The organism is Pseudoalteromonas byunsanensis (genome assembly GCF_001854475.1).
GTDB lineage: Bacteria > Pseudomonadota > Gammaproteobacteria > Enterobacterales > Alteromonadaceae > Pseudoalteromonas > Pseudoalteromonas byunsanensis.
Window position 1 is genome coordinate 125330 of record NZ_MNAN01000037.1, and the last position, 15993, is coordinate 141322.

9 protein-coding genes are annotated in these 15993 nt (G+C 42.3%); 3 read left to right on the forward strand and 6 right to left on the reverse strand.

What is annotated here, in order from left to right; genetic code table 11:
- Positions 1 to 77 precede the first annotated feature (77 nt).
- A complete protein-coding gene (locus BIW53_RS19100; protein WP_070993867.1) occupies positions 78 to 509 on the forward strand; it encodes an Lrp/AsnC family transcriptional regulator in 432 nt (143 codons plus the stop codon).
- A gap of 26 nt (positions 510 to 535) precedes the next feature.
- Here the strand turns inward: BIW53_RS19100 and BIW53_RS19105 are convergent, their stop codons facing one another.
- The 3 genes from BIW53_RS19105 to BIW53_RS19115 form a co-directional block, all read right to left on the reverse strand.
- Positions 536 to 1381, reverse strand: a complete 846-nt coding sequence (locus tag BIW53_RS19105) for a DUF417 family protein (protein ID WP_070993622.1) — start codon at positions 1379 to 1381, stop codon at positions 536 to 538.
- A gap of 194 nt (positions 1382 to 1575) precedes the next feature.
- Positions 1576 to 3678 (reverse strand): ferrous iron transport protein B, encoded by a 2103-nt coding sequence (gene feoB, locus BIW53_RS19110; protein ID WP_070993623.1) that lies wholly within the window; start codon positions 3676 to 3678, stop codon positions 1576 to 1578.
- Positions 3679 to 3686: 8 nt separating this feature from the next.
- A complete protein-coding gene (locus BIW53_RS19115) occupies positions 3687 to 3917 on the reverse strand; it encodes a FeoA family protein (RefSeq protein ID WP_070993624.1) in 231 nt (76 codons plus the stop codon).
- Positions 3918 to 4213: 296 nt separating this feature from the next.
- Between BIW53_RS19115 and BIW53_RS19120 the strand changes: the two genes are divergently transcribed.
- Positions 4214 to 12499: an Ig-like domain-containing protein gene (locus tag BIW53_RS19120; RefSeq protein ID WP_070993625.1), complete on the forward strand. Its 8286-nt coding sequence runs from the start codon at positions 4214 to 4216 to the stop codon at positions 12497 to 12499.
- Positions 12500 to 12645: 146 nt separating this feature from the next.
- Here BIW53_RS19120 and BIW53_RS19125 read toward each other — a convergent pair whose 3' ends face one another.
- The 3 genes from BIW53_RS19125 to BIW53_RS19135 form a co-directional block, all read right to left on the reverse strand.
- Positions 12646 to 12897, reverse strand: a complete 252-nt coding sequence (locus BIW53_RS19125) for a DUF2999 domain-containing protein (protein WP_070993626.1) — start codon at positions 12895 to 12897, stop codon at positions 12646 to 12648.
- 173 nt (positions 12898 to 13070) lie between these two features.
- The gene (locus BIW53_RS19130; RefSeq protein ID WP_084228263.1) at positions 13071 to 14147 is read right to left on the reverse strand and encodes a DUF418 domain-containing protein; all 1077 of its coding nucleotides are present in this window, start codon (positions 14145 to 14147) and stop codon (positions 13071 to 13073) included.
- 105 nt (positions 14148 to 14252) lie between these two features.
- Complete coding sequence (locus BIW53_RS19135) at positions 14253 to 14840, reverse strand: GNAT family N-acetyltransferase (protein WP_070993627.1); 588 nt, start codon at positions 14838 to 14840, stop codon at positions 14253 to 14255.
- A 123-nt stretch (positions 14841 to 14963) separates the two neighbouring features.
- Here BIW53_RS19135 and BIW53_RS19140 point away from each other — a divergent pair, with 123 nt between their 5' ends.
- Complete coding sequence (locus BIW53_RS19140; RefSeq protein WP_070993628.1) at positions 14964 to 15965, forward strand: tetratricopeptide repeat protein; 1002 nt, start codon at positions 14964 to 14966, stop codon at positions 15963 to 15965.
- Positions 15966 to 15993 lie beyond the last annotated feature (28 nt).

Consider the following 15993-nt stretch of genomic DNA (forward strand, 5'->3'; position numbering starts at 1 on the left):
TCATTTTGCATATTGATATTGTTCAAAATGAACAATTTTGCTATTTTTTCAACACCCTTGAATATTTTCTCAAAGCTATGCAACCTTACCTTTACGACTCATTAGATAAAGCACTCATTGCCGCACTTAGAAAAGACGGCCGAGCATCTATATCGACACTTGCTGATTTACTTAAGGTCTCACGCGGTACAGTTCAAAACCGCTTAGATCGATTAATAAGTTGTGGCGCGATTTTAGGTTTCACTGTAAGAGTACATGAAGAGATAGATAGTGATTCAGTCAGGGCAATAATGATGATAGAGGTGATAGGTCAATCAACTTCACAGGTAATTCAAAAGCTCAAGGGGATCCCCGAGCTCGTTCGAATACACACCACTAATGGCGCATGGGATCTCATTGCAGAAATCAAAGCGGCCAATCTGAGTGCTTTTGACGGTGTATTACGTGAAGTACGAACTATTCACGGTATTTTAAACAGTGAAACAAGCATCATGCTATCGACCACCTAAACCGAACTTCAAGTAAACGACTAAACTCAAGTCGAGCGCGTTGGTGCAAGCTGCTTGGTATAACAAGCAATCACTAGCAGATTAGCAATAAACCACAAATCTTTTATCACAAACTGCCCAAGCCCTCCGAGCAGAGTTTGCGCGCTAAAAGCACCTTGCGCCGATAACAAAAAAGTTTGTGTCATTACAAACACACTGCCACATCCCAATATCGCAACCCAGACTATATTGGCTCTTTTAAGCCATAGCCCAAGTCCCAACAAAGAGGCAAAAAACAGGTCAAACACACCAATCACATTAGACGTCTGCTGCACAGAAAAAACACCATATAACCACGACATAAAAGGAGAAGTACTTACCAGTGAAACAATTCCTTTCGCTTCGAATTCAAAGAACTTTAAACCACCGATCCAATATAAAACCATCGCAACGGTCACGTAGTTAAACCAAGCTAATTGCTTTATTGAAAAATGTTTGTATAAGTAAATACTCATACCCAGTGGAATAAGCGCGGCATACTTAATAATCCCCTGCCCTGAACCAAGAATAGGAAAGCCTCCTAACTCTTGAATGTAGCGACTTGGACTTAACAATGTAAACAATGCAACAACAGCGATGAGTAGTAATAGTCCCGCGATGACATGGTTAAGTTTATTGTCACTTACCAGCGCCACCATCAACGCGGTAAGCACCATCACACTTCCAGTGACTTTACCTGCGCCTTGAGGTGATAAAAGCGGATCTAGATGATAAAAGTCTACCACTACAGTCATTCCCTTAACGTTGCCATCTAACATAAATGACCCACCCAAAAGCAACAAGCTCAACACTAGACAAGCCTTAATCACCCAGTTTGCATACCTATCAAACATATATTTCTCTCATAAATCGTAACATATGGCACTAGACCGGTGGCCTTGGAGTTTTAATTCACAGCCGTCAGGTCTAACGAGTCTTCAAACGAATGTCGGTAGGCTGAGGTTACGAGCTGAACTTTGATAGTGCCAGGTTACTACAACCATAAAAAAACGGCGCATAACGCGCCGCTTTGATTTATAAAGGCTTGCTAACCTAAATTAATTTGATACGTTGGCGGTTGATTTAGTTGCTTACCCAAACCTCTCAAACCCACCCACCATGCAAAGGTAACCACAGCCATTGCAAGCAACCAAGCACTAGCAAACAGTGGCTGCTGGGCAAAATTTGCAAGCTGATAAATGCTGGTAGATAAAATATACGCTAAAGATGTTGTCCAGCCTATCACCAACCACATCCAACGCGCACCAGACTCTCGCTTAACCGCTCCTAAAACCGCGACACACGGGGTATATAACAAGATCAGTACAAGGTAACTAAACGCCCCCAACTGGCCGTTAAACTGGCTAGCCATTTGAGTAAGTAAAGCATTGCTGTTGGCATCCGTTTCATCTAACGCCCCCAAACCTAATGGGTCACCGAGATTATTAAGTAAATCTAGAAAATTGCTAGGAATAGTTAACAAAGCTTCAACCGTTGAGTCTATCAGTGAATACTCACTGGAGTGCGCTTGTTCACCAACATACAGTGCATCCAAGGTACCAACAATCGCTTCTTTGGCAAACAAGCCCGTTACCACCCCAACCGTAGCTGGCCAGTTATCTTCTTCAATTCCTAGAGGTTTTAATACTGGTGTCACTACCTGAGCTACCTTCGCTAACACAGAGCGCTCAGTATTTTCATTCCCAAAGCTACCATCTGTACCAATCGAATTGACTAGGCTCAGTAACACAACAACCAAGACGATCGTTTTTCCGGCTCGCATCACAAAGCTCTTCAAGCGATGCCAAGTTGTTAGCCAGATATTACGCCACACCGGTAAGTGATATGCAGGCATTTCTGTATATGATGGCGTTTGCTCACCTGTGAACACCAACTTTCTAAATATAAAGCCACTGCCTACAGCGACTATGATGCCCAATAGATAAAGCGCGAACACAACATTTGCGCCATTAACCGGGAAAAATGCGGCAGCAAATAATGCATATACCGTTAGACGTGCACCACATGACATAAAGGGTGCCATGATTATGGTTAGTAAACGGTCTGATTCTCGATTCATGGTCCGAGCTGACATAACCGCTGGTACATTACAGCCAAAACCAACTATCAACGGCACAAAGGCATTACCCGGCAAGCCAATTGACGACATAAGCCTATCAATAACAAACGCCGCGCGGGAAAGATAGCCGCTATCCTCAAGCAAAGATAAACACAGGTATAGCACACCTATCACGGGAATAAATGTTGCCACAAGTTGTACACCCGCCCCAAAACCATCGGCTAGAATTACCCCTAGCCACGCAGGAGCATTGAGCGCACTTAGTGTTTCTTTAACCCCATCAATTAATAGTGCGCCGACAAAGATATCAAAAAAATCAATAAATACTGCGCCGAAGTTTACAGCTATGGTAAACATGAGATACATCATAGCGAGGAAAATTGGCACACCTAAGAAGCGATTCAATACAATTTTATCTAGGGTGTCTGTAATATCTGAACGTTGAGGAGAGATGACATTCACCCCTTGTGTCAAACCACGTACTTTTTTATAACGCGCAGTGGTTAACGCAACAGGATCGGCCTCTTTACTTGGTTTTTCCAACGGCGTAGAGGGTGCAAACCCATTACTATCCATGATTTTAGATAACGCAACTTTAAGCGCATCAGCTCCTTTACCTGTTGAACCCACCATTTCAATAACAGCTAAGCCCAAGCGTTCACTCAGTAAATCAACATTCAACGTTTTGCCGCGCTGCGTGGCTACATCCACCATGTTTGCAACCACCACCATTGGCGTACCCAGCTCTTGTAACTGAGTGGTCAATACTAGGTTGCGCTCAAGGTTTGCTGCATCAAGGATATTGATGATCAGATCAGCGTTAGTGTTGCGCAAAAAATCAATCGCAATCTGTTCATCCTGTCCGGCATCAATTTGCTCAAGGCTATACAGCCCAGGTAAGTCGATTAACTCAACCTCTGTGACATCCGTACCTAGGGTAAGTGAAAACTGCCCCACTTTTTGCTCAACCGTAACGCCAGGCCAGTTACCAACCTTTTGCTTGGAGCCTGTTAGGCGATTAAATACCGTTGTTTTGCCACAGTTAGGGTTACCAACTAATGCAATTTTCATTTTTTCCCCTAACTCGCTGTTTGCAGTGCAATCAAACTTGCATCACTTTTACGCACACTAATTAACGTATCGCCTACTTTGACCTGTAATGGACATCCCATAGGAGCAATATTCATAAGTTCAATTGTCTCACCTGGGACGAGCCCCAAAGCCATAATGCGACTTGCTAGCGCAATATCTTGATGATTCAAAGCAGCAATTACCGCTTTTTGCTGAAGTTTTAATTCGTTTAAAGTCATAGGCTAAACCACTTATTGTAATTAGCAATAATTACCATTACGATTTTTATGCATAATAACTCAGTCCCCAAATGAATGAAAGTGGTTGCGGGGTTCCTCTACATAATTCGTACCTTCAACCGTATAGCAACGGAATCATTACATCTCAAATAAGAATGTAACTAGCTAATAACTATAAATATATTAATAAATCAGTGTGATATGATAAAATAGGTACAACTCGGGAAGTGGAAAATTTTCGTATCCTCGAACCATAAAAGGTAACACCTAAGCATTACCGCAATAAAAGGACTATCATGGACACTAATCAAAAGGAATGGTTAACCCGTTCTTTTTTCCTTAATAATCATATCAATAAATTAAGGTTAAGGCAGGCATTTACCGTTCCTATCGGTATTACGATGCTTGTTAGCTCACAAGTCAACGCCCTTGAGTGTGACTTCGTCTCAGCAGACCAAACACACATTAACGCATCGTCTTTTCTCAGTACACTGTATTGTGCCAATGGCTTCGCTCATGTAGGTCATATACTCTCTGCTACCTACACCAGTGAAGGGCGCTTACTAGAATACGCTAACATAGACGAAGAGATGCCATCCCAGCTTGCTATTGGCGAGCTTTATACATTCACTAATAGCAACTCGACAACTCAACCTAAACAATCCGTGACTGCCCGATGGACTGAAGAAGGATGGAAAGAACAGTTCTTACAGACAGAGCCTGCTGAACTAACTCAAATCTATTTGAGTAGTGAGTCAATACAGAGAAATATATACTCATCTCTAATCATCCAATCGGATGCTTATGCACATGACTATCAGCTGATAGAAGGTGAGCATGATAACGCGCTATTTGCGGTTGACTATAATTCACTTAGACTCAAAGACCCATACAGTACAGATATTGGCTCCTACACAATCAGTATAGAAGCTAGAGCGGGTTACTCTCCTGAAACCTCACTTACTCAGACCTTCACTATAGAAGTTACCGATTCACCGATACTACATGGCTTTCCCAAAACTGAAGTATATCAAGGCGAAAATTACTATTTCTCTCCACTTTCAACTGAGCTTTACCATGGCTATAGTTACTTCATAAAAAATAAACCTGATTGGATAAGATTTGACATCAGTACTGGCTCACTGAGTGGAGTTCCGACAACAGATGATATTGGAACAACCGAACCTATCACCATTGCCGTGACAGACGGAATACAAGCCTTTGAACTTAAGCCATTCAGCATAACCGTCAAGGATTATGACTACATACCAAAAATAGGCCATTACTCATGGGGCCATTATCTAAATTTCTACAGTGGCATTCCTTTACGCATTTACCCAGAGCTTATTGAAAACAAAGATTCGGATCCTCTTACATACAGTCTACTAAACGCCCCGCAATGGCTTTCAATTGATGAAAAAACCGGAATAGTTTCTGGTACACCACCTCAAACATTCTCAGGCAATGTTGAAAGTATGATGGTAGCGGTTACCGATGGACACTATACAAGTCATAGTTTAATCAATTCACTTTATGTTCAACCTTTAGAATTGGAGCAATTGGAGCTCACACAAAAAGCTGATATTGTCTATGATTTAACCCCTAGCCAATATATCAATGAAGAAGAAGGCTTGCGCAATTACTTTGATCTTGACCCAGAGCTACAGTATGGGCTGTTCAAACTCATAAATACAAGCCTTGCGCCTAATGAAGGTTCTATTCACCTTGGGTCAAGTGGTGCTTTTAATGTCACTCTACATAATACAGCTGCCATAAGCTCAGTCACTTTTGATTTTGTAATAGAGGTGAACGGTAAAAACTCAAAGATATTTACCGCGACTGCGAACATCAATGAAGGTTCTGACGAATGGATACAAACCGATGAAATCAACTCGTTTGAAGACAACGAAGTTATCATCGATGTACTTGACAATGATAAAATCAGTGACCTTACAAGGGCTCAAAATACATTACAAATAACAACGAAGCCTTACAACGGTCAAGCTATAGTTGACAATGGAGTCATAAGATATACCCCTGACCCTAACACCTTCGGCCGAGACACTTTTCAATACTCTTTTATGGATGCATATGGTGTCCTTCACCCTTCATCATATGTTTATATTAATGTTCAATTTGTCAATGATCTGCCTACCTTTGATAGTGATAGCATTGGTGTACTGGAAGATGGACAGTCACAGACCATTACGTTACGAAACCTAACCAGTGATGTTGAAGAAACAGTACCATCTGGCGCAATAACTCTCATTAACCCACCAAACAAAGGAACTTTTAGCTTTAATCTACAGGATGAATCTGTAACGTATCAGCCTTATCCCAACGCTACAGGTGAAGACTTCTTGCAGTTCACTGTCACTGACTCCATGGGTGGGGTCTCTGCTCCTGGTAAAATCACCTTTAATATCGAGCCTGTTAATGACATACCCGTTGCTGAAAATGACCATATCGTCATGCTTGAAGATTCAATCGCTCAACTCGATGTATTACAAAATGATACCGATATAGAAGACGAGCGATTCTTAGCAGCAAATATCACGCTCGAAGACAAGGGACAAGGTGTTGGTGAATATGAATTAGCACAGGTTGTTGTCAGTGAAGAAGGTCTACTGGAGATCACCCCTAAGGCTAATCTAAGTGGTCAATTTTCATTTAGTTATACCGTTGCAGATAGTGACGGAGCTGTATCAGAGCCTGCGCAAGTTAATATCACCATCACAGCCCTAAACGATGCCCCTGTTGCTAGTGCCCTTAACATATCCGGGCACGAAGATGGCAGTATCACCACATCTCTAAGCGCAACGGATGTTGATAGTCATTCCCTAACTTATCATTTGTTCGAGCAGCCCACACACGGCACCCTATCATTAGAAGGTAATGTTGCAACCTATGTACCTAATGCACATTATAACGGTCAGGATAGTTTCACATTCACAGTAAGCGATGGTGCGCTTACCTCTTTGCCTGCGACTGTGAGTATATCAATTGCAGCCATAGAAGATGCACCAACAATTGCAGGATCTCCACAAACAAGCGTGAATCAGGATCAAGATTACCTATTTATTCCGTCATCACACGATAATGATCTTGATGTTCTAACCTTTGTAATAGACAACAAACCATCATGGGCAGACTTTAATACCACAACTGGAGCTCTCTTTGGCACCCCAACAAATGATGATGTAGGCGGCTACGAAAATATTATCATTAAAGTATCTGATGGCACCCAGCAAGTACAACTCGCTCCATTTTCTATCATGGTAGAGAACATCAATGATTTACCTCAATTATCGGGAGTTCCTAGCAATTCGATCGAAGAAGACAGTGAATATGTATTCACACCTGTTTTGATAGACCCAGATCAAGGTGATACACATACCTTCACCATTACCAATAAACCCACATGGGCCAGTTTTGACACACAAACTGGTACTTTGAGCGGTACACCTCTTGATGAACATGTTGGTATCACCGAAAGTATTGTGATCAGCGTTAAAGATAGCGCAAAGAACAGCCAGAACGTAAGCCTAGAAGCTTTTGACTTAGAGGTAACCAATAGCAATGATGCCCCAATCGCTTACGGGTTTGCATTTTCACTTAATGAAGGTGATATGCTATCTGTTACTCCAGCCCAAGGTTTATTAAGTACAGCACACGATGACGACATTGATTCAGGTGACACGCTACACGTCGAATTGATCAACACTGCTCTTTCTGGGGAGTTAACGCTCAGTCAAGATGGTGCCTTTAATTACGCACATAATGGCTCTGAAACACATCAGGACGTATTTACTTATGTGGTTAAAGATAATAGCGGTGCCGTCTCAGCTATACAAACTGTTAACTTGACCATTACCGCGGTTGAAGATGCACCTGTAGCCAATAACGATTCAGCATCAACAGACGAAGATACGCCTACAACATTTTCACTAATAGAGAACGATGTAGATGCAGAACAAAACCTAGTTCCCGCATCGACACACATTATCACGCCACCTGAAAATGGCAGTGTAACAATTGAAAATGGCGTTGTGGTTTATACGCCAAACACGAACTTCCATGGTATGGACTCATTTACTTACAAAGTAAAAGACGCAACCCAACTATCTTCGGAACTAGCAACGGCCAGTGTAACAGTAAATTCAGTTAACGATGCACCTGTTGCCAGCAATATCAATGTTGAAGTAAATGAGGATACATCCTCTGAGATTATCAATATCAGGCAGCTCACAACAGATGATGATGATACTTACCCTAATGGTCAAATCGAACTAATCACACAACCTTCGTTGGGTAGTGTGAGCCTTGATCAAGAAAAAGGCACTTTTGTGTATACACCTGCTGCCAACCTAGTAGGTACCGACACATTCAGCTACACCATCTCTGACAGTGAAGGGTTGGCCTCCAATGAAGCAACCATCGCGGTAAATATTGGTGCAATCAATGACCGACCCATTGTTGAAAACGATACTGTCACGACTGATGAAGATACATCAGTGACACTGAATATTCTGGCCAATGACTCTGATGTTGAGGATACTGGTTTTAATGGCGCTAATATCACTTTAGAAGATCAGGGCCAAGGGCCCGGTATTTTTGAATTGGCTACAGTGTCGGTAAACCCAGAGGGTACCTTAACAATAGAACCACTACAGGATAAGTTTGGTGAATTGAACTTTACTTATACTCTAACTGACAGTGAAGGGTTAACTTCTGCAGCTGCGAATGTAACTGCTACTATCACCTCTGTGAATGATGCGCCTGTTGCAATCGACAATGAGGCTATAGTCGAAGAAGATGGCTTCTTTGAGATCAACGTGCTTGGTAATGATATTGATGTCGATATTGATGCAGAGCAAAGCAACGACTACCTTGATACATCAAGCACTACAGTTGTTACCGAGCCTCTTAATGGTACTGCACAAGTGACACAAAGTGGTCATATCGTGTACTCACCAAATGCAAATTTCAACGGCGAAGATAGCTTTACATACACTGTGCAAGACTCCTATGGCATGGTATCCAACCAAGCAACTGTTAGGGTTACGGTATCAGCCATTAATGATGCTCCACAGGCACACAGCAATGACATCACTCTTAATGAAGACTCGAATGTTGAAATAACTTTATCTGGTACCGATGAAGAGCAAAGCGCGCTGACATTTGACATCACGCGTCAACCTAGTAATGGAGTACTGACTCAGTTGTCAGAAGCCGTTTGGTCTTATGCTCCAAATCCGGATTACCATGGCGAAGACAGCTTTTCATTTACAGCAAATGATGGTCAACTTAGCTCTGCTCCAGCCTTAGTAAATATCAGTGTGCAACCGATAAATGACGCGCCACACGCAACTAACATGTCAGTACAAACCAGCGAAGAGAACACTCTAACCATATCATTAGAAGGAAGTGACGTAGACAATCAAACGTTGAGCTACAGCATTGTGGCAGAGCCAGCCAACGGCAGTGTTTCTTTGCAAGGCAACATCGTGAGTTATATACCAAACACTGATTTTGTGGGCAAAGATACATTCATGTACGTTTCCAACGATGGTCAGCTAAACTCATCTGCAGCAAATGTCGAAATAGACGTCACTAATGTCAATGATGCACCTCAAATCACGGGGGTTCCTGCAACCAATATTGGGCGAGGTAGCGTATATAGCTTCACCCCTACGGTAACAGATATAGACAGCGGCAGCTTTACATTTGGCATTACCAACAAACCTGATTGGGCAATGTTCGATACCTTAACGGGCACACTCGCTGGCACACCAACACGCAATGATGTGGGTATCACTCGAAATATAGAGATCAGTGTCAGTGACTCTGAACACACGTCTTCACTGGCTCCTTTTGATATTGAAGTCACTTTTGCGAACACCCCTCCGCGCAGCGAGTCTCAATCTATCTTTGTAGCCGAAGATGGAACCACCAGCTTTATTCCGCAAATCTTCGATGTAGATGGAGATGCTTTAAGCGTCGTCATCATACAGCAGCCTACATCTGGCTCAGTCTCGGTACAGGGTAACACCATCAGCTATACCCCAAATGCGGACTTTAACGGCAAAGACGCATTTAGTTATCAGGCTGATGATGGCGCAGACAAATCTAGTGAATCGAGTATTTTAGTCACAGTCGAACCTGTCAATGACATGCCACAAGCTAATGATGATGACTTTGAGTTTACAGCAATTGAAAGTAACCGTTACAGCTTGGATGTATTAGCGAACGATAATGATGTAGACCAACAACCTTTAACTTTAGTGGGTGCACAGGCTTCGATTGGCACAGTCACTATCAGTAATAGTCAACTTGTCTATCAAGCGGCTAATAGCTCTGCTACAACTGCCACGATTGACTATGTGATTGCAGATAGTGAGCAGGCCAGAAGCACGGCAACGGCCATCGTCAAGATCACATCAACACAAGCTGGTTTGCCGCAAATCACCGCACCAAGTGATATCAATATAGATGCTCAAGGGTTATTTACTAAGGCTGATTTAGGAGTAGCAGCAGCAACAGACCTCAATGGTAATGATCTTCCCGTGTCACTTGTGAACAGCAAACGAGTGTTTAAGCCAGGCAAGCACTTGGTATATTGGCAAACTGAAGATGCACAGGGCCGCCAAGCTACCGCAGTTCAACAAGTCTTGGTTCAGCCAATTGTTTCTATCGTTCCGGGCCAGACCATCAGCGAAGGTAATCACTATACGCTGGAAATATCACTCAACGGTGATGCACCTATTTATCCTGTAACTGTGCCTTATGTTATCTCCGGTACGGCAAACGAGCTTGACCACAGCCTGAACAGCGGTGAGGTAGAGATCACACAAGGTCGCTCAGCAACATTGAGTTTTGATGTATATCAAGACGCTCAACCTGAAGAAGACGAAACATTGATTGTGACACTTGGTGCTGATATTAATACCGAGTCATCTTCACAATCTGCTGTATTCACCATTGCACAGGGTAATATCGCACCTGAGCTGACTTTAAAGGTGAGTCAACAAGCACAAAACCGAACCTTAATTGCTAAAGATCAAGGCAACGTAAGTATCAAAGCGTTGTTTAGTGATATTAACCAAGGTGATGTATTAACTATTAATTGGCAAAGTAGTGCTTTGGAGATCGAAAACACAAGTACGTCAGCCGACTTATTCGAGTTTTCTCCAGCCTTGTTGAATGAGGGGGTCTATACCATCACGGCGACAGTCAGCGATAATGGTGAGCCCGCGCTCAATAGCAGTAAAACGGTCCATATTGAGGTCATCGAGCAATTTGCACCGCTGGGCAATCAAGACAGTGACGGGGATATGATCCCTGATAACGAAGAGGGCTATAGCGACTCGGATGGCGATGGTATTGCTGACTACTTAGATGCAATTGATCAACCAAACGTTCTACAAAGCCAAGCTGGCAGCATAGATGGATTCTTGATAGAAGCTCAGCACGGTATTTCGTTACGTAAAGGTGTCACTGTTTCACAAAATATCTCTGGTGGTGCGCGACTGTTAAGTTCCGAGCTACCCGAAGATGATAATGCTCAAAATGTGGGTGGCTTATATGACTTTATAGCATCTGGCCTCGCTAAAGCTGGAGATATCTTTACCGTCGTATTACCGCAGTATGAACCAATCCCAGCGAATGCTATCTACAGGAAATACAAACACGGTCAATGGCATAACTTTAACACTGAACAGGGTGACTCGGTGATGTCTGCACCTGGTGAGCAAGGTTACTGTCCAGCTCCTGGTAGTATACTGTGGCAGCCAGGTCTAACGGCTGGTCACTGGTGTATCAAGCTAAACATAGCTGATGGTGGTGCTAACGACGATGATGGTATAGCAAACAAACAAGTTGTTGACCCAAGTGGGATGGCCGTTGTACTAGATGGTAATCACCCTCCTGTAGCAACCCCTGATGAAATCAAAGTCAAAGCTGGTAAGCGAACACGCTTAAACCTGCTAGATAACGACTCTGATCCAGATAATGATGCAATCACACTTTACAGTGTACAAAGTGAGTTGGGAGAAATCGACTCACACGATGATGTGATCTATCTGACAACACCCGATAATTACATTGGTGATATCAGCGTGAATTATATGATTGTTGACACTAAGGGAGCATCGGCCAACGGCGTAGCTACAGTTACCACTTACATCAACAGTGCCCCTTTAGCCCATGCAGATGTAGCAACCACAACGCTTAACAGCACAATAGATATTGATGTATTGGCCAACGATACCGACCAAGATGGTGATGACCTAACTATCATTAAATCGTCTGCTGACAAAGGCAAGGTAAGTGTTACTGATACTGGCATGATCCGCTTTACCCCCGAAGTTGATTTTTCGGGAGTTGCTACAGTCAGCTATACCATCGCAGATGGCGAAGGTGCGGTTGCAAGTGCAGAGGTTAAGGTCACTGTAACAAACGACTCAAAAGAGACTTCAAAAACCGATAGCTCTGTAACACAGAGAAAGTCTTCTGGTTCATTTGGAGTATTATTAATGTTCATCCTTTGCAGTGTAACTGCAATGCGAAGAGTATCTAGATAAACAGCTCACAAACTAAAAAAGGCCAGCTAAGCTGGCCTTTTCTTTATCCATCACTCGCTTTTTAGCGTTTTCTGCTAAGCCAATGAAGTCTTGTTCTTAGTGTGATATTCAAAAAAGCAACATACAGTCTATCAATTTAAATAAAGTTACTGATTGAGTTTCGCTTTAGCTTCTTCGACCTTAGAAAAGTCTAAACCTAACTCTTCGACAGCCTCTTTGATCAGTGCTGGATTTTGCATCACCAATCCCATTAACTGTTGTAACTTTTCAGGGGGAATACCCAGTGATGAAATCACTCCCATTGCCATCATTGGATTCTCTGTCAGCGTCTGGAATAACTCTGCAACTTGCTCATCGCTGATATTATGTTCTTTTAAGATTGCTAAAATAGGGTTCATGATCATGCCTTAAGTGTATAATTTGATTATCTCAGCCTGTGTTGTACCAATCTCAATGCTGAGTGATACATATAAGTAGTGTCTATTCATAACATTTTCAAGGCACTGATTGATGTACCTATATCAATATGACCACAAAAAAGTAGTCACCTTGGAACATATACATCCTATGCTTACCTAGTTAACACTCGAAACACGGTTTCAAGTGGGCCTGCTTTATATTTTGCCAACCATATAGCACTTACTAGTATCGCCATTAAACAAAATATAGCAGCACAAAAAAGTGCTGTTTCTGTTGTTTGTCCCCCTAACATATTTAACTCCTCTAATATGCCCATACCAATAAGTACATGAGCCACATAAAAAGTTAATGACAGCTTGCCAACCTGAGCAAGACGCTTGAGGACTGAGTTTTGATACCACTTTTGTGCAATCCATATACATGCAATAAGCACAAGTGCCGCAGAACAGCTAGCGGAAACCATATATGTAGGAAGCGGCGGCATCATTTGTGACGATAAGAGGACTCCAAGTTCACCTACTTCATTATTTACGACATCAGGCACTAGCCAATTACGTAAGAGCCACAGAGTCGTTTCTGTGACCACGAATATCATTAGTGCCCACTTACACACTGCGTATTGAAAGGACTTCTCTAATAACGGCTGCCGAGCAAGCCAGATCCCAAACACTAAAAATGCGGCCCACGGAAACACAGGATGGAAACCATTGAAGAACAAATGTCTAAACATGCCCTGCGCTGACCACATATCTTTGTAGACTAACGAGTCCCAGTTCCAACCTTGATCATAATTAAACAAGCTTAACAACAGAACAAAGTTGATGACTAACCCCGCGCATATCCACAATAATGCACGATTTGAGAAAGTGATCACACATGCAGCAATAAGAAAGTAAAGCCCATAAAAGCGCAGAATATCTGCGGGCCAAATAGGAGAGTATGCTAAACCGATAAGAAACAACGCAATGGCACGTTTACAAATTTGCCAACGCACGAACGATATTCTTTGCCTTTGCTCGGAGCTATTCGCCATGAAGCCTAAACCAACGCCAGCCAAAATCACAAATAATGCTGAAGCTCGACCTTCCAATAAACTAGTGATGAAGTAAAGCGCTGAATCATCCTCTTTTACACCCATGACCAACTTGAAGTTCACTATAATCATGCCAAACAAAGCTAGCGCCCTTGCAACATCAATCCCTACTAATCGAGTCATCATTACAGTCATCCTGAGTCCTTACTTCAATCTGAATAGCATAGAAAAATGGCCACAAATTAACTGTAAGGATTGGTTGAAAATTGCTAAGCGTACTTCCTAATACCTTACATTTTCTTACACCCTTAACGTTAGTTTATGCTGAAGGTTATTGCGCACAGCGGGCCATTCGCTAGCAATAATTGAATAGACCGCAGTATCTCGTAACGATCCATCTTTCATTATCTGATGTGAGCGCAATATTCCGTCCAATTTGGCATCTAAGCGCTCAATTGCACCGCGTGAGGTATGATTTAACAGGTGTGTCCGAAACTCCACTGCTATCGCATTGCAATCAACGAACAGATTTTCCAACAACAACAATTTGGCCTCTGTATTAATAGCTGTGCGACAGGCTGAATTGGCATACCATGTGTAACCGATAGCCGCTCTGCGATTATCACTATCAACGTGATAATAACGAGTCGTTCCAACGATTTGCTGATTTTGATTATTGATCACAACGTAAGCAATATTGCCTTTTTCAGCACCCGAGATAGCGTCTGCTACATAGCCTTCCATTTGCTCTGGCTTTGGCACATTTGCATACCAAAGACGCCAATATTCACCATCTTGCACAGCTTCTCTTAACGCATCTACGTGCTCCATCGCCAATGGTGATAAGGTGACATACCGCCCCTTTATTGGTACGTTTTTTATCCACATTATTGTTATTTCCTTTACGATTAATTATTCGATGTTACACTGCGATTATCTGATAACTTTTTATATAAAGTTAAATCTGTAACACTAGCCTCATTGGCACCTTTTCTAATAGCTGGAGTATATGTGCTAATAAATTTTGCTTTTTTAATTGGCTTGATACAGAGCACGCCACCAGACTTAGCAGAGCTGAAATCCCAGTTTATGCAAGAACCGATTGAGCTTGCCCAGCGGTATCATCAACATGCAAATTTACCTGTGAATACCGGATCCGCACAATTTTATCAGCTAACTTTAAGAGCTGCGATAGTGAGTAACCAACCAGAATTGGCTAATGATATTTCAATGAAACTCGCACAGCCTGTATGGCAACCTATCATAGAAAATCATAAAGCGAAGTTAATCAGTAATATGGGCGTATTGATGCGTATAAATGGCCACTACAAAGATGCAATTGCAGCTTATCAATGTGCGTTAAAGCTCAATCAAAAAGACCCGCATTTTCGCTTTCACACCTTACTCAATTTACAATCTGTGATGGTTCGAACAAAACAGCATAGTAAAGCACAGCAGATCCTCGAAGAAGCAAAATTGCTAGCAACGGATGAACAACAACACTTACGTGTAAAAATCAACGTAGCTAATAGCTTGCTTGATAACAACCAGCTCTATCAAGCACGAAATTTATTTAAAGAGTTATACCGCGATTTAAGCCTAGCGAATGAGACAGAAACCGCGGCAAGAATTGGCCTGAACTTGCTCAATACAGAGGTTTTGCTAGGTGATTTTACGCAATTCTGGCGCTATCAAAACTCAGTTCGGCAAACAATCTTTGCCGTACCCAACAATAATCACCACTATTATTATCATTTTGTCATCATGCGTGCGTTAGTTAACGCCTTAGTAGCGCCAAATGAGGTGCATTTAAAACGTTTTGCGTACGCCATTGAGCATGGCGATTTTTTATTTGAACATGGTCAACAGCACTCAATGCAGCGGTATGTTGATATGATCAATGACCGCGAGTTAAGCAAGCAATTCTCTGAGCAAGTAGCACAATATGAACGTATAAGGCCACAAAAGCACGTACCAAGAAACTTGCTTGACGAACATTGTCAAACAAAGTGACCCAGATAGGATCACTTTGGTTTAGGTT